Here is a 25,277-nt window from a genome sequence, read left to right as displayed (position 1 = left end):
TCAGGCGGCCTGCTTGACCTCGCCCTTCTGATAGGGGTCGAAGCGCTGGTAGAAGGTCTCGCCCTTCTCCGCCATGTCGAGCAAAAGCTTGGGCGCCTTGAATTCGGCGCCGTATTTCTTCTGCAGGCCCTTGGCGATCTTGACGAAGCGCTTCGCACCGATGCCGTCGATGTAGGACAGAGCGCCACCCGTGTAGGGCGCGAAGCCGAAGGCCAGGATCGAGCCGACATCGGCCTCGCGCGGATCGGTGACGATGCCCTCTTCCATCACCCGCGCCGCTTCCAGCGCGATGGTGACGAGCAGGCGCTGCTGCAATTCCTCATAATCGACCTTATCGGCCTTCTGCTGCGGATAGAGATCCTTGAGGCCGGGCCACAGCTTCTTCTTGGCGGGCTTGGCCGGGTAGTCGTAAAAGCCCTTGCCATTCTTGCGGCCGAAGCGGCCGTGGTCGTCGACCATGGTGTTGATCAGCGCCATCTGGCGGGGATCGACGGCCTTGTCGCCGAGATCCCTGATGGTCTGCTTCATGATCTTCTGGGCAAGGTCGATCGCGGTCTCGTCGGTCAGCGCCAGCGGGCCGACCGGCATGCCGGCGGCCTTAGCCGCATTCTCGATCATCGGCGCCGGAACGCCCTCGATCAGCATCTTGTAGGCTTCCGACATGTAGCGCAGCACGCAGCGGTTGACGTAGAAGCCGCGCGTGTCGTTGACGACGATCGGCGTCTTCTTGATGGCGCGCACGAAATCGATCGCGACCGCGAGCGCCTTGTCACCGGTCTTCTTGCCGAGGATGATCTCGACCAGCATCATCTTGTCGACCGGCGAGAAGAAATGGATGCCGATGAAATTTTTCGGCCGCGCCGAATTCTTCGCCAGGCCGGTGATCGGGATGGTCGAGGTGTTGGAGGCGAAGATCGCCGACGATTTCAGCACTGCCTCGGCCTGTTCGGTGGCGGCCTTCTTGACGCCCGAATCCTCGAACACCGCCTCGACCACGAGGTCGCAGCCGGCGAGATCGGCATAGTCTGCGGTCGGCGTGATCAGCGACAGCAGCTTGTCCCTCTCCTCGGGTTTGGCGCGGCCTTTCTTCACCTGATCCGAAACCAGGTTGTCGGAATGGGCCTTGCCCTTCTGAGCCGACTCCGTGTCTCTGTCGAGCAGCACCACCGGGATGCCGGCCTTGGCGGTGACATAGGCGATGCCGGCGCCCATGAAGCCGGCGCCGAGGATGCCGATCTTCTTGAACTTGGTTTCAGCCACGCCAGCCGGGCGGCGGGCGCCCTTGTTCAACTCTTGCAGCGACACGAAGAGCGAGCGGATCATGGCCGCCGCCTCCTTCGTCTGCATGATCTCGGTGAAATAGCGCTGCTCGATCCTGAGCGCGGTGTCGAACGGCACCAGCAGGCCTTCGTAGACGCATTTCAGGATCGCGGCCGCGGCTGGATAATTGCCGTAGGTTTCGCGGCGCAGGATGGCGATGGCCGGCGGCCACAGATTGAAACCCGCAGGCGAATAGATCTGGCCGCCGGGCAGCTTGAAGCCCTTCTCGTCCCACGGCGCCACCGGCTTCAGGCCGTTCCTGATCATCGCCTTGGCGGTCTCGACCAGCTTGGCCGGCTCAGCGACCTCATGGATCAGTCCCATGGCCTTGGCCTTCTGCGGCGACAGGTTCTGGCCCGACGTCAGCATCTGCAACGCCTGCTGCTGGTCGGTCAGCCGCGGCACGCGCTGGGTGCCGCCGGCGCCAGGGAAGATGCCGATCTTCACTTCAGGAAGCGCCATCTTCACCTTGTCGCTATCGGCCGCGACACGGCCGTGGCAAGCCAGCGACATCTCGAACGCGCCGCCCATGCAGGTGCCGTTGATCGCCGACACCCAGGGCTTGCCCGACGTCTCGATCTTGCGAAACAGGCCGGTCATATAGCCGGCATTCTCGAACAGCGCCTTGGTCGCCTTTTCGACGTCCTTGCCCTTTTCGGCCGCGAAAGTAGCCAGCATCTTCTGCAGCATGGTGATGTCGGCGCCGCCGGAGAACGTGTCCTTGCCGGAGGTGATGACGACGCCCTTGACGGCGGCATCGCCCGCGACGTGATCGACGATGGCGTTCAGTTCACGCATCACCTCCTCGGTGAACACGTTCATCGAGCGGTCCGGCATGTTCCAGGTGACCAGCACGATGCCGTCGGCGTCGGTGTCGAGCGTGAAATTCGTATAGCTTGCCATGATCTTTGTCCCCCTCAATACAGGATGGGTTCGATTGTCAGGGACACCGCGCGGTGGCCCCGGTAGCTTTGCTTTGACGTGTTGATGGCGATCAGCCGGCCGCCGCGCTCCAGGCGCACCGTAAAGCCGGGGTCGACCGCCCGTTCCAGTGCCGCGCGCGGCACATCCATCTCGAACGAAACGGTCCGGCTGCGTCCGGTGCTGCGCGCCGTGGCCACGGCGATGCGCCGGGCGGCCTTGTCCATGACGCCCTGCTCCTCAAGGCGAATGGTGAGCCTGCCGGGAGGCAGCGGGCCGCTGGCGGCGTAGCGAACAACGCCGCGCAGGCGAATGCTGGCCCGGCCGCGCGCGGCGCTGGCGGCGTCGGCGCCGCCGGCGACAAGGGCTGTGGCGCCGATCAATGTCAGCAGCGCGCGTCGGGTGAGTTCCGCCATCGCTCAGACCCTCTCGATGATCGTGGCGGTGCCCATGCCGGCACCGATGCACAGCGTCACCAGCGCGGTGTTGAGGTCGCGGCGCTCCAGTTCGTCGAGCACGGTGCCGAAGATCATGGCGCCGGTGGCGCCGAGCGGATGGCCCATGGCGATGGCGCCGCCATTGACGTTGATCTTGTCATGCGGGATCTCGAATGCCTGCATGTAGCGCAGCACGACGGAAGCAAAGGCTTCGTTGAGCTCGAACAGGTCGATATCCGACAGCTTCATCTTGGCGCGCCTCAGAAGCTTCTCGGTGACGTCGACCGGACCGGTCAGCATCAGCACCGGCTCGGAGCCGATGTTGGCGAAGGTGCGGATGCGGGCGCGCGGCTTCAGGCCCATCGCCTTGCCGGCCTTCTTCGAACCGAGCAGCACGGCGGCGGCGCCATCGACGATGCCCGAGGAATTGCCGGCGTGGTGGACGTGGTTGACCTCTTCCACCTCGGGATGCTTCTGCACGGCAACCGCGTCGAAGCCGCCCATTTCGCCGGGCATGACGAAGGACGGGTTGAGCGAGGCCAGCGACTGCATGTCGGTCGAAGGCCGCATATGCTCGTCATGGTCGAGGATGGTCAGGCCGTTCTGGTCCTTGATCGGAATGACCGAATTCTTGAAGCGGCCGTCGGCCCAGGATTTGGCGGCCCGCTTCTGGCTCTCGACGGCGTATGCGTCGACATCGTCGCGGGAAAAGCCGTATTTGGTGGCGATCAGGTCGGCCGAGATGCCCTGCGGCACGAACCAGCCGGGAAGGCCGACCGAGGGATCCATGAACCAGGCGCCGCCGGAAGCCCCCATGCCGACGCGCGACATGGATTCGACGCCACCGGCAATGACGATCTCGTCGGCGCCCTGCGCGATCTTGGCGGCGCCGAAATTGATGGCGTCGAGGCCCGAGGCGCAGAAGCGCGAAATCTGCATGCCGGGCGCCTTGGTGTCGTAGCCGGCCTCGAAAGCGGCGGCGCGCGGAATGACCGAACCCGCCTCGCCGACGGGATCGACGCAGCCGAAGATGATGTCGTCGACCGTGCCGGTATCGAGCCCGTTGCGGTCGCGCAGCGCTTCCAGCGTCTTGGCGGCAAGGCGCACCGCCGGCACTTCGTGCAGCGATCCGTCCTTCTTGCCCTTGCCGCGCGGCGTGCGAACGGCGTCATAGACATAAGCTTCGGCCATTTTCCTGCTCCTTGGGTTTGCCGGTCGATGCTCAGAGAGAGCGGCCGATCAGCAATTTCATGATCTCGTTGGTGCCGCCGTAGATGCGCTGGACGCGAGCGTCGCGGAACATGCGGGCGATCGGATATTCATTCATGTAGCCATAGCCGCCATGCAATTGAAGGCATTCGTCGACGACTTTGCCCTGCAGGTCGGAGAGCCAGTACTTGGCCATCGAGGCGGTGACCGGGTCGAGACCGCCATTGATGTGGCGGGTGACGCAGTCATTGTAGAAGACGCGGCCGACGGTCGCCTCGGTCTTGAGCTCGGCCAGCTTGAACTGGGTGTTCTGGAAGTCGATGATCGCCTTGCCGAAGGCCTTGCGCTCCTTGACGTAGTCGATGGTCAGCGCCAGCGCTCGCTCGATCATGGCGATGGCGCCAGTGCCGATCTGGAGCCGCTCCTGCGGCAATTGCTGCATCAGCTGGATGAAGCCCTGCCCTTCCTCATGGCCGAGCAGGTTGGAGGTGGGCACGCGCACGTCGTTGAAGAACAGTTCCGACGTATCGTTGGCCTTGAGGCCGATCTTGTCGAGGTTGCGGCCGCGTTCAAAACCTTCGACCTCGTCGGTTTCGACGACGATCAGCGAGGTGCCCTTGGCGCCCTTTTCCGGATCGGTCTTGGTGACGACGATAATGAGGTTGGCAAGCTGGCCGTTGGTGATGAAGGTCTTGGAGCCGTTGATCTTGTACTGGTTGCCGTCCTTCTCGGCGCGCGTCTTGACGCCCTGCAGGTCGGAGCCGGCGCCCGGCTCGGTCATGGCGATGGCGCCGATCAGTTCGCCGGTGGCGAGCCTGGGCAACCACTTCTTCTTCTGCTCCTGCGAGCCGTAGTGGAGGATGTAGGGCGCGACGATCGAATTGTGCAGGCCGATGCCGAATCCGTCGACGCCGACATGGCCGATGGCCTCGATGATGGCGCTCTCGTGAGCGAACGTGCCGCCCGAGCCGCCATACTCTTCCGGCATGGAGGCGCAGAGCAGGCCGGCGGCGCCGGCCTTGCGCCAGCTCTCGCGGTCGACCATCTCGTTCTTCTCGAACTCGTCGTAACGCGGCGCAATTTCCTCCGCCATGAAGCGGCTTGCCATGTCGTAGAGCATGCCGACCTCGTCCGCAGCCCAGGCGGGCTTGGGAAGGCCAAGGATCTCTGCTGGGTTGGTCATGCCGTTTCCTCCGCTACGCCAGCGCCCCTGCCAGGGCACATCAGTTCAGGGGACGTTGGCGCACTGCACGCCGGACCCCTCCCGGCCCTTCGGGCCGCCCTCCCCTCAAGGGGGAGGAGGACGCCAGTCAACCCTAGAACGCTTCCGCTGGAAGAGCCATTAGCGTGTCCGCACCACTCGAAATGCGAGCGAGGTGCGCCGAGGTCTCCGGCATGATGCGCTCCATGAAGAAGCGCGCCGTCACGACCTTGTTGTCGTAGAACGCCCCTTTATTTTCGTGCAAAGATTGGGAGCCGTTGGCGCCGGTCTTGCCAAGCGCGACCTTGACCATCTGCGCCCACATGTAGCCCAGCGCCACGAGGCCGAAGAGATGCATGTAGTCGGTCGAGGCGGCGCCGGCATTGTCGGGCTTGGCCATGCCGTTCTGCACCAGCCACATGGTCGCCGCCTGCAGGTCGTTGAGGCCCTTCTTCAGACCCTTGGTGAACGGCGCCATCTTCTCGTCGGCGCGGTTCTCCTCGCAGAACTCGCCGACCTCCTTGAAGAAGGCCTGCACGGCGCGGCCGCCATTGAGGCCAAGCTTGCGGCCGACGAGGTCGAGCGCCTGGATGCCGTTGGCGCCTTCATAGATCATGGCGATGCGGGCATCGCGCACGAACTGACTCATGCCGTGCTCTTCGATGTAGCCGTGACCGCCGAACACCTGCTGGGCCATGACGGCATGGTCGAAACCCTTGTCGGTGAACACGCCCTTGACCACCGGGGTCATCAGGCCGGTGTAGTCCTCCGCGGCCTGCCGGTCCTTGTCGTCGGGGGAGCGGTGCGCGATGTCGGACTTGATCGCCGTCCACAGTGCCAGCGCGCGGCCGGCCTCGTTGAACGCCTTCATGGTCATCAGGCTGCGGCGGATGTCGGGATGGACGATGATGGGGTCGGCCTTCTTGTCCGGCGCCTTCGGCCCCGACAGCGAACGGCCCTGCAGGCGATCCCTGGCGTAGGAAACGGCGTTCTGGTAGGCGATCTCGGACAGCGACAGCCCCTGCAGGGCAACACCGAGCCGCGCCTCGTTCATCATCGTGAACATGGCCTTCAGGCCGCCATTGGCCTCGCCGAGCAGCGTGCCTTCTGCCTCGTCGTAGTTCATGACGCAGGTCGAATTGGCGTGGATGCCCATCTTCTCCTCGATCGAACCGCAGGAGAGCGTGTTCTTCTCGCCGGGATTGCCTGAAGCATCGAGCTTGAGCTTGGGCACGATGAACAGCGAAATACCCTTCACGCCGTCCGGTGCGCCTTCGATGCGGGCCAGCACCAGATGGATGATGTTGTCCGACATGTCGTGCTCGCCGGCCGAGATGAAGATCTTCTGGCCTGAAATCCTGTAGGTGCCGTCGCCGTTGGGGACAGCCTTGGTGCGCAGCAGGCCAAGATCGGTGCCGCAATGCGGCTCGGTCAGGTTCATGGTGCCGGTCCAGGCGCCCTCGACCAGCCTCGGCAGCCATGTCGCCTTCTGCTCATCGGTGCCGTGGGTGATGATCGCCGCGATCGCGCCCTGTGTCAGGCCCGGATACATCATCAGCGCCATGTTGGCCGAGACCATGTATTCGGAGACCGCCTGGTGCACCATGTAGGGCAGCCCCTGGCCACCGAACTCGGCCGGCGCGGCGAGCCCCATCCAGCCGCCTTCGCGATACTGGTCGAAAGCTTCCTTGAACCCTTTCGGCGTCGTCACCGAGCCGTCCTCGTGGCGCACGCAGCCTTCCATGTCGCCGACACGGTTGAGCGGATGCATGACGTTTTCGGCGAGCTTGGCGCCTTCGGCGAGGATCGCCTCAAGCACGTCGGGCGTGGCGTCGGAAAATCCGGGGAGGTTCGAATAGCGCTGATAGCCCAGCACCTCGTTGAGGACGAACAGCGTATCCTGGACCGGAGCCCTGTATGTCGGCATGCTTTTTCTCCACCCTGCGGATTTGGCCCCGAAATCAAGCCGTGCACGGCAAGCGAGCCAATGTTGATGCCGCAATAGCAAATATTGACGTTTGCGTAAACGTCAATTCTCTGTGTCGCAAAAATTTTTGACACCGTCTGGTCCGATCAGACTTCGCAAAGGCCGCTTGTCGGCGCGTTCTAGACGAGGCAATTTCGCGGAATGAACCCTACGGCATTCATAATCAGCATCCAGAGCCGCTATCTGGATCAATTCCGGACGTTCGTCGAAGAGCAACGGCAAAACTGCGTTCAGGGATCGGCAGAAGTAAAATTCCAGATCGGCGAAGAGAGTGGGCTCTTTCGGGGTCTTTGCTGCGTCGACTTTGTGAAAAATGATGGAGAGGTCGAACCTGCGGAGCTTCAGCCGGATTTCATGGCCTTCGAGCCGATATCGGGCCGGCTCGGGCACGCCGACTTTCTGATCGACCAGCTCCAATGGAACGATGTCATGATCCATCACACGCTCGCGGCCCCTCCACTCGACCAGATAGATGCCTGGTTCCAACACTGGTTCGACCCCGATGATGAGCGTTACGTGGAGGGCGCCGAACTCGGCAACATCGTCCACTCTCTCTCCATCCGGCCCAGGGCGCTGAGCGTGGACTTCGGGACAGCATCTCCCGACGCATTCTGGAGTTTACTTGCCCTTCTTGAGGCCGCGGGCACAACCGGCTTGCGGATCAGTACCTCGCAAGCGCAGGCATCATCCTGAGGCGGGGCCCACAGCACTCACCCTGATCAATTGAAAAAGCCGCGTGACATGGCCACGCGGCTTTGACTGTCGGAAATCCGGCCGATCCGTTCAGCTGGCGGCGCTGGCCGGCGCGGTCGTACGCTCGATGAGCATCTGGCGCACGGCCGACATCGAACCGCTCAGCTCGTTGATGGCGTCGTCGATCAGCGCACGCTGCTTCTGCAGGCGGGCAAGCTGCTTCTCCGACTTGTCCAACGCCAGCCGCAACTGCTTGGTGTTGGAACCAGTCGGGTCATAAAGGTCCATCATCTGCTTGACGTCGCGCAGTGAGAACCCGACCTTGCGGCCGAGCAGGATCAGCTTGAGCCGGGCCTTGTCGCGGCGCGTGTAGAGACGGGTCGAGCCGTCACGCTGCGGGTTCAGCAGGCCCTTGTCTTCGTAGAAACGCAGCGTGCGCAGCGTCACGCCGTATTTCTTGGCCATTTCGCCGATGCGGGCGAGATCCTCGCCGGCTTCGACAGGTATATTGTTGGTATTGGCCGCGGTCTCGCCGGCCGAGATAAGCTTCATGGTCACTGGCTTTCCCCGTCTGATGGCATCGCGGTCCTGGACCTGCGTCGCCTGACTGGAAGCGGGGGCGTGCTTCCAGCCGTGGTTTCGACAAACAAAATCGCAAACGGCACACAAAATGCGCCTTTTACGTTTACGTCAATTCTATACCGATAGCCGCCTCATGACGCAAGGGCGTTCTCCAAACGGTGCTTTATGCCGCACCAAACAGGCCCAACACCAACTTCCTCGCAACTTCTTAAGCTTGGTTAACGCCTTGTTTACCACGTTGGGGGAAATGTGGGCGCGTCGGCTACCCGTGTTTATCCTGTATCGAATTTTTCACGGTTTTTCGGAGCGCGGGTGAAACCCCCGGGAAGCTTGTCTTCCACCGTGGCATGGAAGCGCGGTCGCCTCGTTCCGGCAGGGACTTGGGGAGCTGGCCACACGCTGGCCAATCTGAAAGACGGACGCACCGATGAACAGCAAGCGGTCCTATCTCGATACACTCAACGCTGGCAGGCAGCGCAGGCCACAGACCACGCTCGAGCAACTGAACCGCTCGCTGGAGACGCTGGAACAGCGCCTGGGGCAGACGCGCGAGGATGCGATGGCACGTCCCGCTTCGCGCCAGTATGGCGACGATCCGCGCTACCCTGCCGCCGATCCACGCTATCCCGCCGCCAGCCCGCGCTATCCCGCCGCCCAGCCGACCGGCCAGCAGCGCTGGTACGAGGATCCGCAACCGGCGCCGCGCCCGCAGGCTCCGGCGCCGGCACCTGCCTTCGACCAGAACTATCAGACCATCGCCCGCGACATCGACCGCGTGCGCGGCCAGGAAGACAGCGTCGCCATGGTCGGCAAGATCGCCGGCGAATTGCGCGGCATGCGCGAGGAACTGCGCCACCAGATGACATCAGGACTGCAGCGCGAGTTCGATGCGCTGCGCAAGGACATAGACCGCGCCTTCCAGTCCAAGACCCAGGGCAAGGGCAGCGCCGAGCTCGGCCTGGAATTCGAGCGGCTTTCGGGCGCCATCAAATCGCTATCGGAGAAGAGCGACGACAGAAGCGTCAACCTGCTGCGGCTGGAACTGGAGCAGGTCAAGGGCGCGCTCGACACGCTGGCGCGCGAGGAGAGCGTGCAGAAGGTCGACCGCCGCTGGGACGATTTCGACCGCCGCTGGACGGCCTTCGAGGACCGCGTCGATGCCGACCAGCGCAAGCGCACCGACGATCCGGCGCTTGCCGCCCTGACCGATCGGCTCGAGCAGATCAGCAACGCCGTCAACAACCTGCCGGAATCGCTTTCGCTGCGCTCGCTTGAGGAAAAGGTCCGTACCTTGGCCGGCGCCGTCGATCACTTCGCCAGCCAGCAGGACAGAAGCGGCGGCGAGACGCTTACCATGATCGATGAGCGCCTGGACGAGATTTCCCGAGCCATCGTCGCCTCCACTGTCGCCGCGCAGGCGAATTCGGTAGACCACGAGGCGTTTGAACGCATCGAGAAGCGTATCGACTCGCTGGCAAGGCAGATCGAGGAAGTGGCGCAGGACCATCCCGGCAACGCCGTCATGGATCGGCTGAGCTCCCTGTCGAGCCGGGTCGACGACCTCGCGGGTCGCGCCAACCTGCCCGAACAGGCGATGGAGCGGCTGGCCAAGCAGATCGCGCACATCGCCGACAAGATCGACCAGGCGCCGGCCATGCCCGACGCCGACTATATTTTCCAGGGGCTCGAGCAGCGCTTCGACGTGCTGTCCGGCATGATGGAACGCCGCCAGGGCGACGCCATCGAGCAGGGCAACATGTTGTTTCGCGATCTCGAGCGCCGGCTGGACGAGGTTGCCGACCGGCTGGACCAGCGCATGCCGCAGGTCGACAGCGCCGGCATCATGGAAGCCATCGACGCCCGCTTCACCGCTCTTGCCAAGCGCATCGAAACGCGCGCTCCCGATCCGGCGGGCGAAGCTGCCATCCGCGGCCTGGAAAGCCGGCTCGAGGATATTTCGAGCCGGCTCGATGCATCCGCGGCCCAGGTGGCCGGCATCGACCCGGAACTGATCCGCAGCCTGGAGGGCCAGGTGGCCGGCCTGTCGGCCCATCTTTCCAAGCCCAGCACCCCACTGCCGGAATTCGAGGACATCAGCCCGCGCCTCAACGAAATCGAGAAGGCGCTGGCCGGCACGCGCGATTCGATCCTCGGCGCGGCCCGCGAGGCGGCCGAGAACGCGGTGCGCTCGCTGGCCGGTTCGAACGCCAACACAAGTGCCGTTTCCGGCCTTGCGCAGGACCTGAAGACGCTGGAGACGCTGACACGGCGTTCCGACGAGCGCAATTCGCGGACCTTCGAGGCCATCCACGACACGCTGCTCAAGATCGTCGACAGGTTGGGTTCGCTGGAAACCAGCGAACCCTCGGATGCGGTGAGCGAACTGCTGGAGACAGGTGCGGCCGAGCAGAGCAGCTGGCGCGACGCAAGACGGCCCAAGATGACCGTGAATGCGCCGTCGCTCAACATTGACGAGCCGTTGCCGCTGACCGGCGACATGGCCGATCTCGACGGGCGCGCCGCCGCCATACTGCGTGCCGAGCCTGCCAGCCAGCCGGCGGTGAGTGCCGAAGCCAACCTGCCCCGTGGATTGGGCACCCGCACGCCGGCGGAAGCGGCTGCCGCTGCCGCAATGGCCGCGCTCGGTTCGGATACGATCGTGGAGAAAGACCAGCCGGCCGGCCGCAAGTCGATGTTCGGCGGACTGGCACGCGCCTTCAAGGGCAAGAAGGCGGCAGAGGCCCCGCCGCTGGCCGGCTCCGCGCCGAGCGTCGACATACCCAGCGTCGATCTCGACGAGCCGCTCGACCCGAAGGTGGCCAACCGCCCGCTGGAGCCCGGCTCCGGCGCGCCCGACCTCAACGCTATCATGAAGCGGGTGCGCGACGAGCGCGGACAACCGGCAAAGCCGAACGACGGCGACGCCGCGAAATCCGATTTCATCGCCGCCGCGCGGCGCGCCGCGCAGGCGGCCGCCGCCGAGGCGGACGCATTGAAGCGCCAGTCGACGATGAAGGGGCCCGTGAAGGCGCTCAGGATCGGCGACCTGCTCAAGGCCCGGCGCAAGCCGATCCTGATGGCGGCAGCCGCGATCATGCTGGCGCTGGCCGGGCTGCAGCTTGGCAAGGCGTTCCTCTCGGATCCCCAGGTGGCGACCAACGATACCGCGCCGATCGTGGCCGCGCAGCCCGTGCAGACGGCGTCGATCGACACGACGACCCAGCCGACTGCGGAGGTTCCGCCGGCGATGACAGACAACGCGCCGGCGCGGACCGTCAGGCAGGCGGAACAGTCCGCGCCTGCAAGCAAGGACGACATGGCGCCCCAGACCGCCATGGCGATGCCTTCGGACACCGACGCGATGGTGGATGCGGCGCCTGCCGCCCAACCCGCGCCAGTGCCAGCGGCTTCGGCAGCGCCTTCTTCCGGTGCGCAGGCCGCCGCGCCCGAGCCCATGGCTTCGGCTACGCCGGCGCCTGTTGCTCCTATGTTCGCAGCTCCGGCCGCAACCTCAACCGCCTCCGCACCGCCCGCTGCCGGCAGCCAGACGACCGCCATTGAGCAGCCTACAGCGGCGGCCCCGGCAACGGCCAGCGACACGACCGGCGCCGTTGCGCTGGCCCAAACGTCTCCGGCGACAGCCACGGCGAAATTCGACATTCCGGCCGATGCAGGCCCGGTCGCCCTGCGCGACGCCGCCGCCAATGGCGATGCCAAGGCGCTGTTCGAGGTCGGCTCGCGCTACGCCGAATCTCGCGGCGTCAAGGAAGACATGGCCGCCGCTGCCAAATGGTACGAGAAATCAGCCGAACTCGGCTTCGCGCCGGCCGAATACCGCATCGGCAATTTCTACGAGAAGGGCATTGGCGTCGCGCGCGATATCAAGAAGTCGAAGACCTGGTATCAGCTTGCCGCCGAACAGGGCAACGCCAGCGCCATGCACAATCTGGCCGTGCTGTTCGCCATGGCCGCGGACGGCGTGACTGACAATGAATCGGCCGCGCACTGGTTCCAGGAGGCGGCCGATCTGGGCGTCAAGGACAGCCAGTTCAATCTTGGCATCCTCGCCGCCAAGGGCGTCGGCATGAAGCAGAACCTGGAGGAATCCTACAAATGGTTCGCGCTGGTCGCCAAGACCGGCGACAAGGACGCGGCCACCAAGCGCGACGAGATCGCCAACGCGCTGCGGCCCGAACAGCTCGAGCGGGCGCGCGCCGCGACCGAACTGTGGAAGGCCAAGCCGCTCAATGCGGCGGCCAATTCGGCCGACATTCCCGAATCCTGGCAGGAAGGCACGCCGCAGACCACCGCCGGCATAGACATGAAGAAGGCGGTCAAGAACATCCAGCTCATCCTCAACAAGAACGGCTACGACGCCGGCGGAGCTGACGGCGTCATGGGCGACAAGACCAAGAACGCGATCATTGCCTTCCAGACCGACAACAAGTTGCCGGCAACCGGCGCGGTGGACGAAAAACTGGTTAAGGCGCTGCTGGCGCGCAAATAACGGCAGATGCGTCGTTTCCACGACGCCCTTGCCACACATTTGCCTGTTAACTGATTGAGATATTTTTTGTTTCGGCGCGGTGGCGGGGTTTGACCCTGCTGCCGCGTCGGCGCAAGAAAAAATTGGCTTTTCGGTGCGAGACTGCCGACAAGGGCTGTATTGGCCGACAGGCGAACTGATCGAGACTGACGGGTGGGCATCTATCTCCCGATCGCGGAAATTTCCGTCAACGTCTTCGTGCTGCTGGCCATGGGCGCGGCGGTGGGCTTCCTGTCGGGCATGTTCGGGGTCGGCGGTGGTTTTCTCATCACGCCGCTGCTGATCTTCTACAACATTCCCCCGGCGATCGCTGTCGCCACCGGCGCCAACCAGGTCATCGCATCCTCCTTCTCCGGCGCGCTCTCGCACATGAAACGGGGGACGCTCGACTTCAAGCTCGGCGGCGTGCTCCTGGCCGGCGGCATCGTCGGCTCGACCGGCGGCATTTTCGTGTTCGGCTTCCTGCGCCGGCTCGGCCAACTCGACCTGTTCATCTCGCTGCTCTACGTCGTGCTGCTCGGCACGGTCGGCGGGCTGATGCTGGTCGAGAGCGTCAATGCGCTGCGCGCCACGCGCAGCGGCGCCGCGCCGGTGCTGAAGAAATCCGGCCAGCACAACTGGATCCACCGCCTGCCGCTGAAGATGCGCTTCCGGGCCTCGAAGCTTTTCGTCAGCGTCATCCCGGTGCTTGGCCTGGGCGCCGGCATCGGCTTCCTGTCGTCGATCATGGGTGTCGGCGGCGGCTTCATCATGGTGCCGGCGCTGATCTATCTGCTCAAGGTGCCAACCAACGTCGTTATCGGCACCTCGCTGTTCCAGATCATCTTCACCTCCGCCTATACGACGCTGGTTCATGCCACCACCAACCAGACCGTCGATGTGATGCTGGCCTTCCTGCTGATGGCCGGCGGCGTCGCCGGCGCCCAGTATGGCGCCAAGGCGGGCCAGCGGCTGCGCGGCGAGCAGCTCAGGGCGTTGCTGGCGCTGCTGGTGCTGGCGGTGGCGATAAGGCTTGCCATCGACCTTTTCGTCACGCCGCCCAACCTTTATTCGCTGTCCGGCGCGGGCCTCAACTGATGAAGGGCCCGGGAAGCTTCGCAGCGGCCATCTTCCTGTCCCTGCTCGCGGCCGCGGTGCCAGCGCGGGCGCAGACGCCGCTGCCGGAAGGCATCCAGATCGGGCTCTCCACCGACAATGTCTCGATCACCGCCGGTTTCTCCGGCGCCGACCTGACCATCTTCGGTTCGCTTGAGAATCCCGACCCGCTCGTCGCACGCCAGGGTCGCTACGATGTCATCGTCGTGCTCGAAGGGCCGCCCAAGCCGGTGGTGGTGCGTCGCAAGGACCGTGTGCTCGGCGTCTGGATCAATCTTGAATCGGAGACGTTCGAGAACGTCCCGGTCTCCTATTCGGTGGCGACGACGCGGCCGCTGCAGGACATCACCGAACCGAACAGCTACAAGCAGCTGTCGCTCGGCGCCTCCAACCTTTACATGCAGCCCGCCGACGCCGGCGAAAGCCCGGCCACGATCGAGGAATTCACCGCCGCGCTGCGCGAGCGCAAGGCAGCCGCCGGCCTCTACAGCGAGAATGTCGGCGGCGTGCAGTTCCTGTCGCAGAACCTGTTCCGCGCCACCGTCAGGCTTGCGCCGAACGTGCCGGTCGGCACGCACAAGGCGCGCGCCTTCCTGTTCAAGAGCGGCCTGTTCATCAAGGAGAGCTCGGCGCAGCTCGAAATCCGCAAATCCGGTTTCGAGCAATCGATCTTCCGCGTCGCCCACGATTATTCCTTCCTCTACGGCGTGTTCGCGATCTCGCTGGCCATGGTCACGGGCTGGCTCGGGCGGCTGGTCTTCCGCAAGGATTGATGCCTCGGGGGAAAACAGGGGTTTCCCTTTTCCTTCCCATGCGATAAACCGCCGCCTCCCTGCCCGGGGACAACACGCACATACAATCTTGAAAAGCGGTCCGGCCATTGGCTGACAGCGCGACGCGCCGTCGCCATGCCGCTGCGAACCAACGACAGGAGGCTGCAATGCACCAGGCATTCGGCGGCATCGATTTCGGCACGTCCAATTCCACGGTGGGCGTGATCCGGAACGGCAAGGCGCGGCTGGTGGCCCTGGAGGGCGAACAGCCCACCCTGCCAAGCGCGGTGTTCTTCAACTTCGAGGACGGCTACACCTATTTCGGCCGCCGGGCGATCGGCGACTATACCGACAGCATCGAAGGCCGGCTCATGCGCTCCCTCAAAAGCGTGCTCGGCAGTTCGCTCGCCCATGAGAAGACGCGCATCAAGGCGCGCCAGATCGGTTTCATCGACATTATCGGCCTCTTCATCGGTCATTTGCGGACGCGGCTGGAAGAGGACGCCGGCGGCCCCGTGGAAAACGTGGTGCTTGGCCGGCCGGTGCAATTCGTCGACGATGACGAGGCGGCCGATGCCCAGGCACAAAGCGAGCTTGAAAAGGCCGCTCGCGCCCAGGGCTTCAAGCATATCGCCTTCCAGTTCGAACCGATCGCGGCGGCGCTCGACTATGAGCAGAAGGTGACGCGCGAGGAACTGGCGTTGATCATCGACATGGGCGGCGGCACGTCGGACTTCTCGATCGTGCGCGTCTCACCGGAGCGCGCCCGCGCGGGCGATCGCAAGGAAGACATCCTGGCCAGCCGCGGCATCCATATCGGCGGCACCGACTTCGACCGGCTGCTCAGCATCGCCCATGTCATGCCGGAACTCGGCTACCTCTCGCCGACCAAAGACGGCAAGCGCAACCTGCCGGCCAGCTACTTCATCGATCTCGCGACATGGCAGCGCATCAACCTGGTCTACACCGCCAGGGCGATGACCCATCTGCGCCAGATCCGCTACGAAGCCGCGCGCGCCGACCTGGTCGACCGCTTCATCCATGTCGTCGAGCATCGCTACGGGCATGCGCTGGCGGCACTGGTCGAGAAGGCCAAGATCGAACTGACCGACAGATCGTCGACGGAAGTCGCGGTAAAACTGCCGGACGCGGCGTTCGCCGCCGCCATCACGCGCGATGGTCTGGAGACCACGATCGCCAGGGACATCGGACGGGTCGCCGAAACGGTGAAACAGACCATCCGCGACGCCCAGGTCAAACCATCCGACATCACCGCCGTGTTCCTGACCGGCGGCTCGACCGCGATCCCGCTGGCGAAACGGGAAATCCTGTCGCTGGTGCCGCAGGCCTCCGTCATCGAGGGCGACATGTTCGGTTCGGTCGGGCTTGGCCTGGCGCTCGACGCGCAGCGCAAATTCGGCTGAGCCGGCCGACCGAATTCAGGAAAGGCTTGAGGCTGCTTCGTCCGGGCTGGCGCCGAGATGGGCCTTGAGCGCCATCTGCGCCAGACTTGCCTGGCGATCGCGATGCGTGATCATGGCGAAGTCGCGCCTCGGCAGCTCGATGGGCACGGCCCTCAGGCTGCCTTCGGCGACGGCACGTCCGACGACGAGTTCCGAAATGATGGTCGCGCCGGCGCCGGCCTCGACCGCCTGGCGAACCGCCTCGTTGCTGGGCAGCACCAGGAAAACCTGCAGGTCGGCGAGCGAAATCCCTTCGCGGCGCGCCAGATCCTCCAGCACTTCGCGCGTGCCTGAACCGCCCTCGCGGATGATCCAGCGCAAGCCCGTAATATCGGGATGGCCCGGCGCGGTTTCGGCGATCTCGGGATGGGAAGCCGCGACAACCAGCATCAGCCGGTCGATATCGACCTTGGCACGGCGCAATATGTCGGACTCGGTACGCCCCTCGACGAGGCCGAGGTCGGCGGTTCCATCCAGCACGCTGGCCTCGACCTGCCTGGTGTTGCCGATGGTCACGCTCAGCCTCACCGCCGGATAGGCTTCGTGGAAAGACGCCAGCCGGCGCGGCAGCCAGTAACTGGCGATGGTCAGGCTGGCGGCGATGGACAGGCTGCCGGCGACCGTCTGCGAAACATGTTCGAGCACATTGCGCGCGGCGGCGGCGCGTTCAAGCACGGCCTTGGCCTCGGGCAGAAAGCGGCGGCCTGTCTGGGCCAATTCGATGTTGCGGCCGACACGGTTGAACAGATGGACGCCATGCTGCTCCTCGAGCGCGCGAATGGCTGCCGACGCGGCCGACTGGGAGATGCCCAGCAGCTCCGCCGCCTTGGTCATGTGGCCGCGCTCGGCAACGGCGACGAAGATGCGCAACTGTTCCAGGGTCATGCGCGCATTAAGAACCAATATCGATCGAATTTACAAGAACAACTGATTAGACGCATCAATACGTTCATTCTACATTTTCAGCCGAAGTTAGAAAAAATTCGCCATCGGATCGCGTGAATTAAAATGATCGGGTGGTTTAGAGCCCTGCTAGCCCAATTGACCCGGGTCGTGCGACGCCGGCTGGCTGGCGATCGCTATCATCCCGAGGAGCACTATATGCGCGGTCCCGGACCGAAGACGCGAGCCAAATCCGCCAGCCGTGCCGGTACCCTCGATTCATGACTCACCGACAGCCGCGCGGCGCGAATTCGGCACCTTCTCAACGCCCCCTGGCCGATACGCGCGCCCCTGCCGAGGGCGACGGCGTCGACACCTCGCCTGATGTTTCCGACCGCATCGCCAAAACCACCTGCTACATGTGCGCCTGCCGCTGCGGCATCGAGGTGCATGTCAAGGACGGCAAGGTCCGCTACATCAACGGCAACAAGGACCATCCGGTCAATCGTGGCGTGATCTGCGGCAAGGGCAGTTCCGGCATCATGCAGCATTACAGCCCTGCCCGGCTGAAGAAGCCCTTGCTGCGCACCGGCCCGCGCGGCTCGGGCGAGTTCCGCGAAATCGAGTGGGAAGAAGCGCTTTCGATTGCCACCGAAAGGCTTTCGGCCATTCGCCGCACCGACCCAAAGAAACTCGCCTTTTTCACCGGGCGCGACCAGTCGCAATCTCTGACGGGCTGGTGGGCGTCGAGGTTCGGCACGCCGAATTTCGCCGCCCATGGCGGTTTCTGCTCGGTCAACATGGCGGCAGGCGGGCTCTATTCGATCGGCGGCTCGTTCTGGGAATTCGGCGAGCCCGACTGGGACAATACGAAATACTTCATGCTGTTCGGTGTCGCCGAGGACCATGATTCCAACCCGATCAAGATCGGGCTGGGCAAGCTCAAGGCGCGTGGCGCCAAGGTCGTTTCGATCAATCCGTGCCGCACCGGCTACAACGCCATTGCCGACGACTGGATCGGCATACGGCCCGGCACCGACGGACTGTTCGTCTTTGCCCTCATCCATGAACTGCTCAAGGCGGGCCGCGTCGATCTCGACTATCTCCTGCGCTACACCAACGCACACACGCTGGTCATCCAGGAGCCAAGCGCTGCCCATGACGGGCTGTTCGCCCGCGGTGACGACGGCAATCCGCTGGCTTGGGACAGGGTGGCGAAGCGCCCGGTCAGCGCCATCGATGCCGACGCCAACCCGGCCCTGACCGGCAGCTATGAGGTCGATGGCCGACGCTGCGTTCCGGTGTTCCAGCTAATCGCCGACCGCTACATGGAGCACGGCTATTCGCCCGAGGCCGTCGCCGGACGCTGCGGCATCGCGGCGGCGACGATCCGGCGGATCGCCGCCGAACTCGCCCATGTCGCCTTCGAGCAGACGATCGAACTTCCGGTGGCGTGGACCGACTGGGCCGGACGCAGGCACGAAACGATCAAGGGCCGGCCGGTGGCCATGCATGCCATGCGCGGCATCTCCGCCCATTCCAATGGATTCCATACCTGCCGCGCCATCCATCTGTTGCAGGTGTTGCTGGGCACAGTCGATGTGCCGGGCGGATTCCGCTTCAAGCCGCCCTACCCCAAATCGGCGCCGCCGGGCCCGAAACCTTCAGGCAAGACCGTCAAGCCGATGACGCCGCTCGACGGCATGCCGCTCGGCTTCGTCTGCGGTCCAGACGACCTGCTGGTCGATGACGCTGGAACACCGCTTCGTATCGACAAGGCCTATTCCTGGGATGCGCCGCTCGCGGCGCACGGCCTGATGCACACCGTCATCCGCAATGCCTGGGCTGGCGATCCATACAAGATCGACACGCTGATGATGTACATGTCGAACATGGCGTGGAATTCCTCGATGAACACGGTCGAGACCATTGCCATGCTGACCGACAGCAACGAAGCGGGCGACTACAAGATTCCCTTCATCATCTATTCCGACGCCTATTATTCCGAGACCGTGCCCTTCGCCGATCTCGTGCTGCCGGACACGACCTATCTGGAACGCCACGACTGCATCAGCCTGCTCGACCGGCCGATCAGCCATGCGGATGGGCCGGGCGACGCGATCCGTCATCCCGTGGTCGAGCCGGATCGCGACGTCAGGCCGTTCCAGTCGGTGCTGATCGAACTCGGCGCGCGGCTCGCCCTGCCCGGTTTCGTCAAGGACGATGGTTCGGCCAAATATGCCGACTACGCCGACTACATCGTCAACCATGAACGCACGCCGGGCATCGGACCGCTGGCCGGCTGGCGCGGCAAGGATGGCGCCGCGATCGGCAAGGGCGAACCCAATCCGGACCAGTTGCAGCGCTACATCGACAATGGCGGCTTCTGGCACCACGATTTTGCCGACGACCAGCGCTACTACAAGATGGCCAACCGCTCCTATCTCGATTTCGCGGTCCAGATGGGTTTCATTCCCAAGGCCGAGCCGATCGTCTTCCAGCTCTATTCCGAACCGATGCAGCGCTTCCGCCTCGCCGCGCGCGGCCATGGCCGGGTGCTGCCGCCGGAGACGGAGCGCAAGCGCATCGAGACGTACATGGACCCGCTGCCCATCTGGTACATGCCATTCGAGGAAGCCGCCGTGGATCTCGAGAAATATTCGCTGCATGCGCTGACGCAGCGGCCGATGCACATGTACCACTCCTGGGGTTCGCAGAATGCGTGGCTCAGGCAAATCACCAGCCAGAACCGGCTGTTCGTGCATCACCGGACCGCAGCCGCCTTCGGGCTCGTTGACGATGACTGGGTGTGGATCGAGAGCATCAACGGCCGGGTCAAGGGGCAGATCAAGCTGATCGATGGCGTGAACGAGAGCACGGTCTGGACCTGGAATGCGATCGGCAAAAGACGCGGCAGTTGGGGACTGAAGGACGATGCAGCCGAGAGCAATCGCGGCTTCCTGCTCAACCACATTATAGGCGACCAGACGTCGGCCGACGCGCAGGGCAAGCGCTATTCGAATTCCGATCCGGTAACCGGCCAAGCGGCATGGTTCGACTTGCGCGTGCGCATCGTCAAATGCACTGACGAGGAAGCCGGCTTTACCGAACCGCAGTTCGAGCGATTTCACCAGCCGCCGCATACCGAGCCTTCGCCCGACATATTGCGGTTCGGCGCCGAATTCCGCCACGAGAGGGAAGCCGCCGAATGACCTGCCTGCCTGCCCATACCGACAAAAGGCTTGGCCTCGTCATCGATCTCGACACCTGCGTCGGCTGCCAGGCCTGCGTCACCGCCTGCAAGGAATGGAACACCGGTGGCCATATGGCGCCGCTGACCGACATCGACCCCTATGGCGGCCATGTCGACGGCGTCTGGTTCAACCGCGTGCACAGCTACGAGCACATTACCGAAATGGGCGGGCGAACCGTGAACTTCCCGCGCTCCTGCCTGCATTGCGAGCAGCCCGCCTGTGTCACCGTCTGCCCGACCGGCGCCTCCTACAAGCGGGCCTCGGATGGCATCGTGCTGATCGACGAAGATAAGTGCATCGGCTGCAAATTGTGCAGCTGGGCGTGTCCCTATGGCGCACGCGAATTCGACACCGATGTCGGCGTGATGAAGAAATGCACGCTCTGCGTCGACCGCATCTACAACGACAATCTGGCTGAAGAAGACCGCGTGCCGGCCTGCGTAGCCGCCTGCCCGACCAGCGCACGGCATTTCGGCGACCTCGGCGACCCGATGTCGGCCGTCTCGCAACTGGCGGCGGAGCGCGGTGGCGTCGACCTGATGCCCGAGATGGGTTATCGCCCTACCAACAAATACCTGCCGCCACGCGCCCACACGCAACGCGCGGCCTCAGTCCCGGCGAAGGCGCTGGAGCCGGTCAAGGCCGAGGGCGGCTTTCTCGGCTGGGTCGACCGCATGCTTTCGAGCTAACCATGCATCCCGCCTTTTCCGTCGTTTTCTTCACCACCGCCACCGGCGCCGGCTACGGCCTGTTGGCATTGCTCGGCGTGCTTGGTGCGGCAGGTTTCATCGAGCCGGATTTCTGGCTCGGCCTGGCAGGTGTGGGGCTGGCACTCGGGCTTATCAGTGCCGGCCTGTTGTCGTCGACGGGCCATCTCGGCCGACCGGAGCGGGCATGGCGGGCCTTTTCGCAATGGCGCAGTTCCTGGCTGTCGCGCGAGGGCGTTTCCTCAGTGCTTACCTTCGTTCCGGCCGGACTGTTCGGCATCGGCTGGATCATTCTCGGCCGCCTCGACGGCTGGGTGTCCGCCGCCGGGCTTCTGGCCGCCATCGGGGCGGTCTCCACGGTCTGCATGACCGGCATGATCTATGCCTCGCTAAAACCCATCGCCCAGTGGCACAGTCCCTACACCTTTCCCGGCTATCTCATCTTTTCCGCGATGAGCGGCGGTGTCCTTCTCGACGCGCTTCTGCAAGGGTTTGCGCTCGGTTCGGCCATATTGTCGGTAGCCTCAGCGTTGCTCACCCTGCTCGGCTGGAGCTGGAAGCTGGCGACCTGGCGCTACAACGACCGCCTTGAAATCCCGACCACCGCCAACACCGCGACGGGACTTGCCGGCGGCACGGTACGGTCGCTGGAGTGGCCACATACCGAGGAAAATTACCTGCTCAAGGAAATGGGCTTCCGCATCGCGCGCAAGCATGCAGCCAAGCTGCGCCGGATCACGCAGGCTCTGGCCTTCGGCCTGCCAATCCTGCTGCTGATTACCGCCCTCGTCCTGCCGTGGCCCCTCTCAGCAATGTCGTCCGCGCTTGCCGCTATCGCCCAGTTCGCGGGGTTGCTGGTCGAACGCTGGCTGTTCTTCGCCGAGGCGAAGCACACGGTCACGCTCTATTACGGCAGGTAGATCTCAGCCCGGCCGCAGCATCGGGCGGGAAATGGCGAAGATGCGGTCGCTGCCGAGCATGTAGGCCATCAGCGTCTCCAGCCGGAACAGGCCGGCATAGGCGCGGTCGAGCACGTTGAGCGAGCCGGTATAAGCGCCGAAGGCCGGCATGATCATGCGGCCGCCATCGCCGGCAAAGCAGCGGCGGCGTACCGAGCGGCCGCGCTGGACGATGCGGGCGCAGGGATGCAGATGGCCCGCGATCTCGCCCTCGACGCGAACCTTCGACGGCTCGTGCCGGAACAGCAGCGAGCCTATGGCCAACTCTCGCACGGTCTCTCCAGGAAGGTCCGCCGGCGCTTCCGGATCGTGATTGCCGGCGACCCAGAACCATTGACGCCCGGCCATCAGCGCTTCCAGCCGCTCACGGAAGCTCGCATGCATGCGTTCGGCGCCGCCGCCATCGTGGAAGGAATCGCCGAGGCTGATGACGATCGACGGCTGATAGTCCGAAATGACGGCCTGCAATCGGAGCAGGGTCGCGCCGGTGTCATAGGGCGGGATCAGCGCGCCGCGCCGGGCAAAGGACGAGCCTTTTTCGAGATGCAGGTCGGACACCGCCAGCAGCTTGAGTTCGGGAAAATAGAGCACGCCGCGCGGATCGCAGACGGCGCGTTCGCCAGCGATGCCTATCATGTCGGCATCGGCGATCAGCGATGTGCGCGCCAGCGAGAAATTCATCTCAAATCAAACCTTCCCGGCCCGAACCATGCCCTGGCCCATGGCTTCCTCGACCAGATCGGCGGCTTCCATCAGAAGCGTCTCGTTGGCGCCGCCATTGACCGATTCCTTGCCGATTTCCAGCATCACCGGCACCGCCAGCGGCGAAATCTGTTCGAGGTGCTTATGCATGATTCGACCGCGGACACGCGAGAGCATGTCGGCAAGTCTACTGACATCGAGCAATCCGGCCGAGGCGTCGGTGCGCGTCGCCTGCAGCAGGATATGGTCCGGCTCGTGGCTGCGCAGCACATCGTAGATCAGGTCGGCCGAGACCGTGACCTGGCGGCCGCTCTTCTCCTGGCCTGGAAAGCGCTTCTCGATCAGACCGGCGATGACAGCGCAATTGCGGAAGGTGCGCTTCAGCATCCAGCTGTCGTTCAGCCAGGCCTCGAGATCGTCGCCCAGCATGTCCTCGTCGAACAATTGGCCGAGCGATGGCTGCCCGGCCTTGAACAGAGCCGCCATGTCGTCGAGCGCCCAGACGGCCAGCGAATAGTCGGTGGCGACGAAGCCGAGCGGCCTTGCATTGGCCCGCTCCAGCCGCCGTGTCAAAAGCATGCCGAGCGTCTGGTGCGCGAGCCGACCCTCGAAGGGATAGGCGACCATGTAGTGGCGGTTGCCGCGCGGAAAGGTCTCCACCAGAAGGTCGCCGCGTTTGGGCAGCACCGATTTCTCCTTCTGGATCCGCAGCCAGTCGGCGACCTGTTCGGGCAAGGCCTGCCAGCGATCGGGATCGGCAAGCATGCCGCGCACCTGGTCGGCGAGATAGGTCGACAGCGGAAACTTGCCGCCGGCATAGGAGGGCACGATGATGTTGGCGCCCGCGCCGTTGGAGACGACGCATTCGTTCTCGCGGATGCCTTCGAAACGCAGTACTTTGCCGGCGAAGAGGAAATTGTCGCCGGGCCGAAGCGTCTCGGCGAAATATTCCTCGATCTTGCCCAACACCGGCCCGCCGCGCCCGGCCATGCCCCGGCCCTGCCTGACATAGCGGACATTGAGCTCCGGCATCTCGACGATGGTGCCGACGTTCAGCCGGTATTGCTGTGCGACGCGCGGATTGGAGACACGCCAGAGCCCATCCTTGGTCTTGCGGATACGGGCGTAGCGCTCGTAGTTCTGCAGCGCATAGCCGCCGGTGGCGACGAAATCGATCACCCGATCGAAGGTCTCGCGTTCAAGCGCGGCATAGGGGGCCGCACCGCGGATTTCCTCGAACAGAAGATCGGCGTCGAACGGCCCGCCGCAGGCAACGCCCAGCACATGCTGCGACAGGACGTCGAGCGCGCCTTTGATCAATGGCGGCGTGTCCTGCGCACCGAGATAGTTCGCATCGAGCGCGGCGCGGCATTCCAGCACCTCGAAACGGTTGGCTGGAATGAGGATGGCCTTGGATGGCTCATCCATGCGGTGATTGGCGCGGCCGATGCGCTGCGCCAGACGGCTGGCGCCCTTTGGCGCGCCGACATGCACGACGAGGTCGACGTCGCCCCAATCGATGCCGAGATCGAGCGTCGAGGTGGCGACGATGGCGCGCAGCGCATTCTCGCCCATCGCCTTCTCGACGCGCCGGCGCTGGCCGACATCGAGCGAGCCATGATGCAGCGCGATCGGCAACGAATCCTCGTTGGCGCGCCACAGTTCCTGGAACAGCATCTCGGCCTGGCTGCGCGTGTTGACGAACAGGATCGTCGTGCGATGGCGCTTGATCGCCTCGTAGATTTCGGGAATGGCGTAGCGGGCCGAGTGCCCAGACCACGGCACGCGTTCGCGTGAATCGAGGACCGAAATATCCGGCTTCGCGCCACCGGCCACGGTGATCAGCCCGGCCATGTCAGGCCATGCCAGGCCCTTGGGCGCATTCTGGCTGACCAGCCAGCGCCGCAATTCGTCCGGTTCGGCGACCGTCGCCGAGAGGCCGATCGTCTGCAGATCCGGCACATAGTTGCGCAGGCGCGCCAGACCGAGCGCAAGCAGATGGCCGCGCTTGGATGTCACCAGCGAATGCAGTTCGTCGAGCACGACATAGCGCAGATCTTCGAAGAACCGCCTGGCGTCCGGGGCGGCGATCAGCAGCGCCAGTTGCTCCGGTGTGGTGAGCAGGATGTCTGGCGGCACCAGCTTCTGCCGCTGCCGCTTGTGGGAGGGCGTATCGCCGGTGCGCGTCTCGATCGAGATCGGCAGGCCGATCTCCTCGACCGGTTTGCCGAGATTACGCTCGATGTCGACGGCCAGCGCTTTCAAGGGCGAGATGTAGAGTGTGTGGATGCCGCGATGCGCTTGCCCGGGCTTTCGCTTGGGCCGGACGGCCAGTTCGGTCAACGACGGCAGGAAGCCGGCGAGCGTCTTGCCCGCGCCGGTTGGCGCGATCAGCAGTACCGATTGTCCGGCCTGAGCCCTCGCCAGCAATTCGATCTGATGGGCGCGCGGCGACCAGCCTTTTTCTCCGAACCATCTGACGAACGGCTCGGGCAGGGCTACTGCGGCATTCTGGTCGGCAAGGCGCGGCTCAACTGTCACCCGCC

At 64.4% G+C, this 25,277-nt stretch carries 17 protein-coding genes; 8 read left to right on the top strand and 9 right to left on the bottom strand.

What is annotated here, in order from left to right; translation table 11 throughout:
• The 5 genes from FFS37_RS03170 to FFS37_RS03150 form a co-directional block, all read right to left on the bottom strand.
• Window positions 1-2,223, bottom strand: a complete 2,223-nt coding sequence (locus tag FFS37_RS03170; RefSeq protein ID WP_137929468.1) for a 3-hydroxyacyl-CoA dehydrogenase NAD-binding domain-containing protein — start codon at window positions 2,221-2,223, stop codon at window positions 1-3.
• A 14-nt stretch (window positions 2,224-2,237) separates the two neighbouring features.
• Window positions 2,238-2,657: a YbaY family lipoprotein gene (locus FFS37_RS03165; RefSeq protein WP_137929467.1), complete on the bottom strand. Its 420-nt coding sequence runs from the start codon at window positions 2,655-2,657 to the stop codon at window positions 2,238-2,240.
• Between the two features lie 3 nt (window positions 2,658-2,660).
• A complete protein-coding gene (locus tag FFS37_RS03160) occupies window positions 2,661-3,869 on the bottom strand; it encodes an acetyl-CoA C-acetyltransferase (RefSeq protein ID WP_137929466.1) in 1,209 nt (402 codons plus the stop codon).
• 31 nt (window positions 3,870-3,900) lie between these two features.
• Window positions 3,901-5,070: an acyl-CoA dehydrogenase family protein gene (locus tag FFS37_RS03155; RefSeq protein ID WP_137929465.1), complete on the bottom strand. Its 1,170-nt coding sequence runs from the start codon at window positions 5,068-5,070 to the stop codon at window positions 3,901-3,903.
• A gap of 133 nt (window positions 5,071-5,203) precedes the next feature.
• Complete coding sequence (locus FFS37_RS03150; protein ID WP_137929464.1) at window positions 5,204-7,015, bottom strand: acyl-CoA dehydrogenase; 1,812 nt, start codon at window positions 7,013-7,015, stop codon at window positions 5,204-5,206.
• Between the two features lie 201 nt (window positions 7,016-7,216).
• Between FFS37_RS03150 and FFS37_RS03145 the strand changes: the two genes are divergently transcribed.
• The gene (locus FFS37_RS03145; RefSeq protein ID WP_137929463.1) at window positions 7,217-7,768 is read left to right on the top strand and encodes a hypothetical protein; all 552 of its coding nucleotides are present in this window, start codon (window positions 7,217-7,219) and stop codon (window positions 7,766-7,768) included.
• A 90-nt stretch (window positions 7,769-7,858) separates the two neighbouring features.
• Here the strand turns inward: FFS37_RS03145 and FFS37_RS03140 are convergent, their stop codons facing one another.
• Window positions 7,859-8,320 (bottom strand): MerR family transcriptional regulator, encoded by a 462-nt coding sequence (locus FFS37_RS03140; RefSeq protein ID WP_137929714.1) that lies wholly within the window; start codon window positions 8,318-8,320, stop codon window positions 7,859-7,861.
• 457 nt (window positions 8,321-8,777) lie between these two features.
• On the opposite strand from FFS37_RS03140, the gene FFS37_RS03135 reads away from it, so the two are divergent.
• The 4 genes from FFS37_RS03135 to FFS37_RS03120 all read left to right on the top strand — a co-directional run bounded on the left by FFS37_RS03135 (window position 8,778) and on the right by FFS37_RS03120 (window position 16,188).
• Entirely contained in the window at window positions 8,778-12,857 is a 4,080-nt protein-coding gene (locus FFS37_RS03135; protein WP_137929462.1) for a peptidoglycan-binding protein, read from the top strand.
• A gap of 192 nt (window positions 12,858-13,049) precedes the next feature.
• Window positions 13,050-13,973 carry a sulfite exporter TauE/SafE family protein gene (locus FFS37_RS03130; protein ID WP_137929461.1) on the top strand — a complete coding sequence of 308 codons (924 nt, stop codon included), beginning with the start codon at window positions 13,050-13,052 and terminating at the stop codon, window positions 13,971-13,973.
• The gene (locus FFS37_RS03125) at window positions 13,973-14,764 is read left to right on the top strand and encodes a TIGR02186 family protein (RefSeq protein ID WP_137929460.1); all 792 of its coding nucleotides are present in this window, start codon (window positions 13,973-13,975) and stop codon (window positions 14,762-14,764) included. The genes FFS37_RS03130 and FFS37_RS03125 overlap by 1 nt, the downstream gene beginning before the upstream one ends.
• 167 nt (window positions 14,765-14,931) lie before the next feature.
• Window positions 14,932-16,188 (top strand): Hsp70 family protein, encoded by a 1,257-nt coding sequence (locus FFS37_RS03120; protein WP_137929459.1) that lies wholly within the window; start codon window positions 14,932-14,934, stop codon window positions 16,186-16,188.
• A 15-nt stretch (window positions 16,189-16,203) separates the two neighbouring features.
• On the opposite strand, the gene FFS37_RS03115 is transcribed toward FFS37_RS03120, so the two are convergent.
• Window positions 16,204-17,112 (bottom strand): LysR family transcriptional regulator, encoded by a 909-nt coding sequence (locus tag FFS37_RS03115; protein ID WP_137929458.1) that lies wholly within the window; start codon window positions 17,110-17,112, stop codon window positions 16,204-16,206.
• Window positions 17,113-17,390: 278 nt separating this feature from the next.
• Here FFS37_RS03115 and FFS37_RS03110 point away from each other — a divergent pair, with 278 nt between their 5' ends.
• The 3 genes from FFS37_RS03110 to FFS37_RS03100 are packed head-to-tail and all read left to right on the top strand — an operon-like array spanning window position 17,391 to window position 21,990.
• Window positions 17,391-20,321, top strand: coding sequence for a molybdopterin oxidoreductase family protein (locus FFS37_RS03110; protein ID WP_137929457.1), 2,931 nt, complete (start codon window positions 17,391-17,393; stop codon window positions 20,319-20,321).
• The gene (locus tag FFS37_RS03105; protein WP_137929456.1) at window positions 20,318-21,052 is read left to right on the top strand and encodes a 4Fe-4S dicluster domain-containing protein; all 735 of its coding nucleotides are present in this window, start codon (window positions 20,318-20,320) and stop codon (window positions 21,050-21,052) included. Before FFS37_RS03110 ends, FFS37_RS03105 begins: the two co-directional genes overlap by 4 nt.
• A 2-nt stretch (window positions 21,053-21,054) precedes the next feature.
• Entirely contained in the window at window positions 21,055-21,990 is a 936-nt protein-coding gene (locus FFS37_RS03100; protein ID WP_137929455.1) for a dimethyl sulfoxide reductase anchor subunit family protein, read from the top strand.
• A 3-nt stretch (window positions 21,991-21,993) separates the two neighbouring features.
• On the opposite strand, the gene pdeM is transcribed toward FFS37_RS03100, so the two are convergent.
• Window positions 21,994-22,710, bottom strand: coding sequence for a ligase-associated DNA damage response endonuclease PdeM (pdeM, locus tag FFS37_RS03095; protein WP_137929454.1), 717 nt, complete (start codon window positions 22,708-22,710; stop codon window positions 21,994-21,996).
• A gap of 6 nt (window positions 22,711-22,716) precedes the next feature.
• Window positions 22,717-25,272: a ligase-associated DNA damage response DEXH box helicase gene (locus FFS37_RS03090; protein WP_137929453.1), complete on the bottom strand. Its 2,556-nt coding sequence runs from the start codon at window positions 25,270-25,272 to the stop codon at window positions 22,717-22,719.
• Window positions 25,273-25,277: the final 5 nt, after the last annotated feature.

Source organism: Mesorhizobium comanense (genome assembly GCF_005503535.1).
GTDB lineage: Bacteria > Pseudomonadota > Alphaproteobacteria > Rhizobiales > Rhizobiaceae > Mesorhizobium > Mesorhizobium comanense.
Note: the sequence above shows the minus strand (reverse complement) of the source record. Positions and strands in the feature narration are given on the sequence as shown.

Coding starts and splice junctions, on each gene's coding strand:
- FFS37_RS03170 (WP_137929468.1), bottom strand. CDS start 2,223: ATGGCAAGCTATACGAATTTCACGCTCGACACCGACGCCGACGGCATC.
- FFS37_RS03165 (WP_137929467.1), bottom strand. CDS start 2,657: ATGGCGGAACTCACCCGACGCGCGCTGCTGACATTGATCGGCGCCACA.
- FFS37_RS03160 (WP_137929466.1), bottom strand. CDS start 3,869: ATGGCCGAAGCTTATGTCTATGACGCCGTTCGCACGCCGCGCGGCAAG.
- FFS37_RS03155 (WP_137929465.1), bottom strand. CDS start 5,070: ATGACCAACCCAGCAGAGATCCTTGGCCTTCCCAAGCCCGCCTGGGCT.
- FFS37_RS03150 (WP_137929464.1), bottom strand. CDS start 7,015: ATGCCGACATACAGGGCTCCGGTCCAGGATACGCTGTTCGTCCTCAAC.
- FFS37_RS03145 (WP_137929463.1), top strand. CDS start 7,217: ATGAACCCTACGGCATTCATAATCAGCATCCAGAGCCGCTATCTGGAT.
- FFS37_RS03140 (WP_137929714.1), bottom strand. CDS start 8,320: ATGAAGCTTATCTCGGCCGGCGAGACCGCGGCCAATACCAACAATATA.
- FFS37_RS03135 (WP_137929462.1), top strand. CDS start 8,778: ATGAACAGCAAGCGGTCCTATCTCGATACACTCAACGCTGGCAGGCAG.
- FFS37_RS03125 (WP_137929460.1), top strand. CDS start 13,973: ATGAAGGGCCCGGGAAGCTTCGCAGCGGCCATCTTCCTGTCCCTGCTC.
- FFS37_RS03120 (WP_137929459.1), top strand. CDS start 14,932: ATGCACCAGGCATTCGGCGGCATCGATTTCGGCACGTCCAATTCCACG.
- FFS37_RS03115 (WP_137929458.1), bottom strand. CDS start 17,112: ATGACCCTGGAACAGTTGCGCATCTTCGTCGCCGTTGCCGAGCGCGGC.
- FFS37_RS03110 (WP_137929457.1), top strand. CDS start 17,391: ATGACTCACCGACAGCCGCGCGGCGCGAATTCGGCACCTTCTCAACGC.
- FFS37_RS03105 (WP_137929456.1), top strand. CDS start 20,318: ATGACCTGCCTGCCTGCCCATACCGACAAAAGGCTTGGCCTCGTCATC.
- FFS37_RS03100 (WP_137929455.1), top strand. CDS start 21,055: ATGCATCCCGCCTTTTCCGTCGTTTTCTTCACCACCGCCACCGGCGCC.
- pdeM (WP_137929454.1), bottom strand. CDS start 22,710: ATGAATTTCTCGCTGGCGCGCACATCGCTGATCGCCGATGCCGACATG.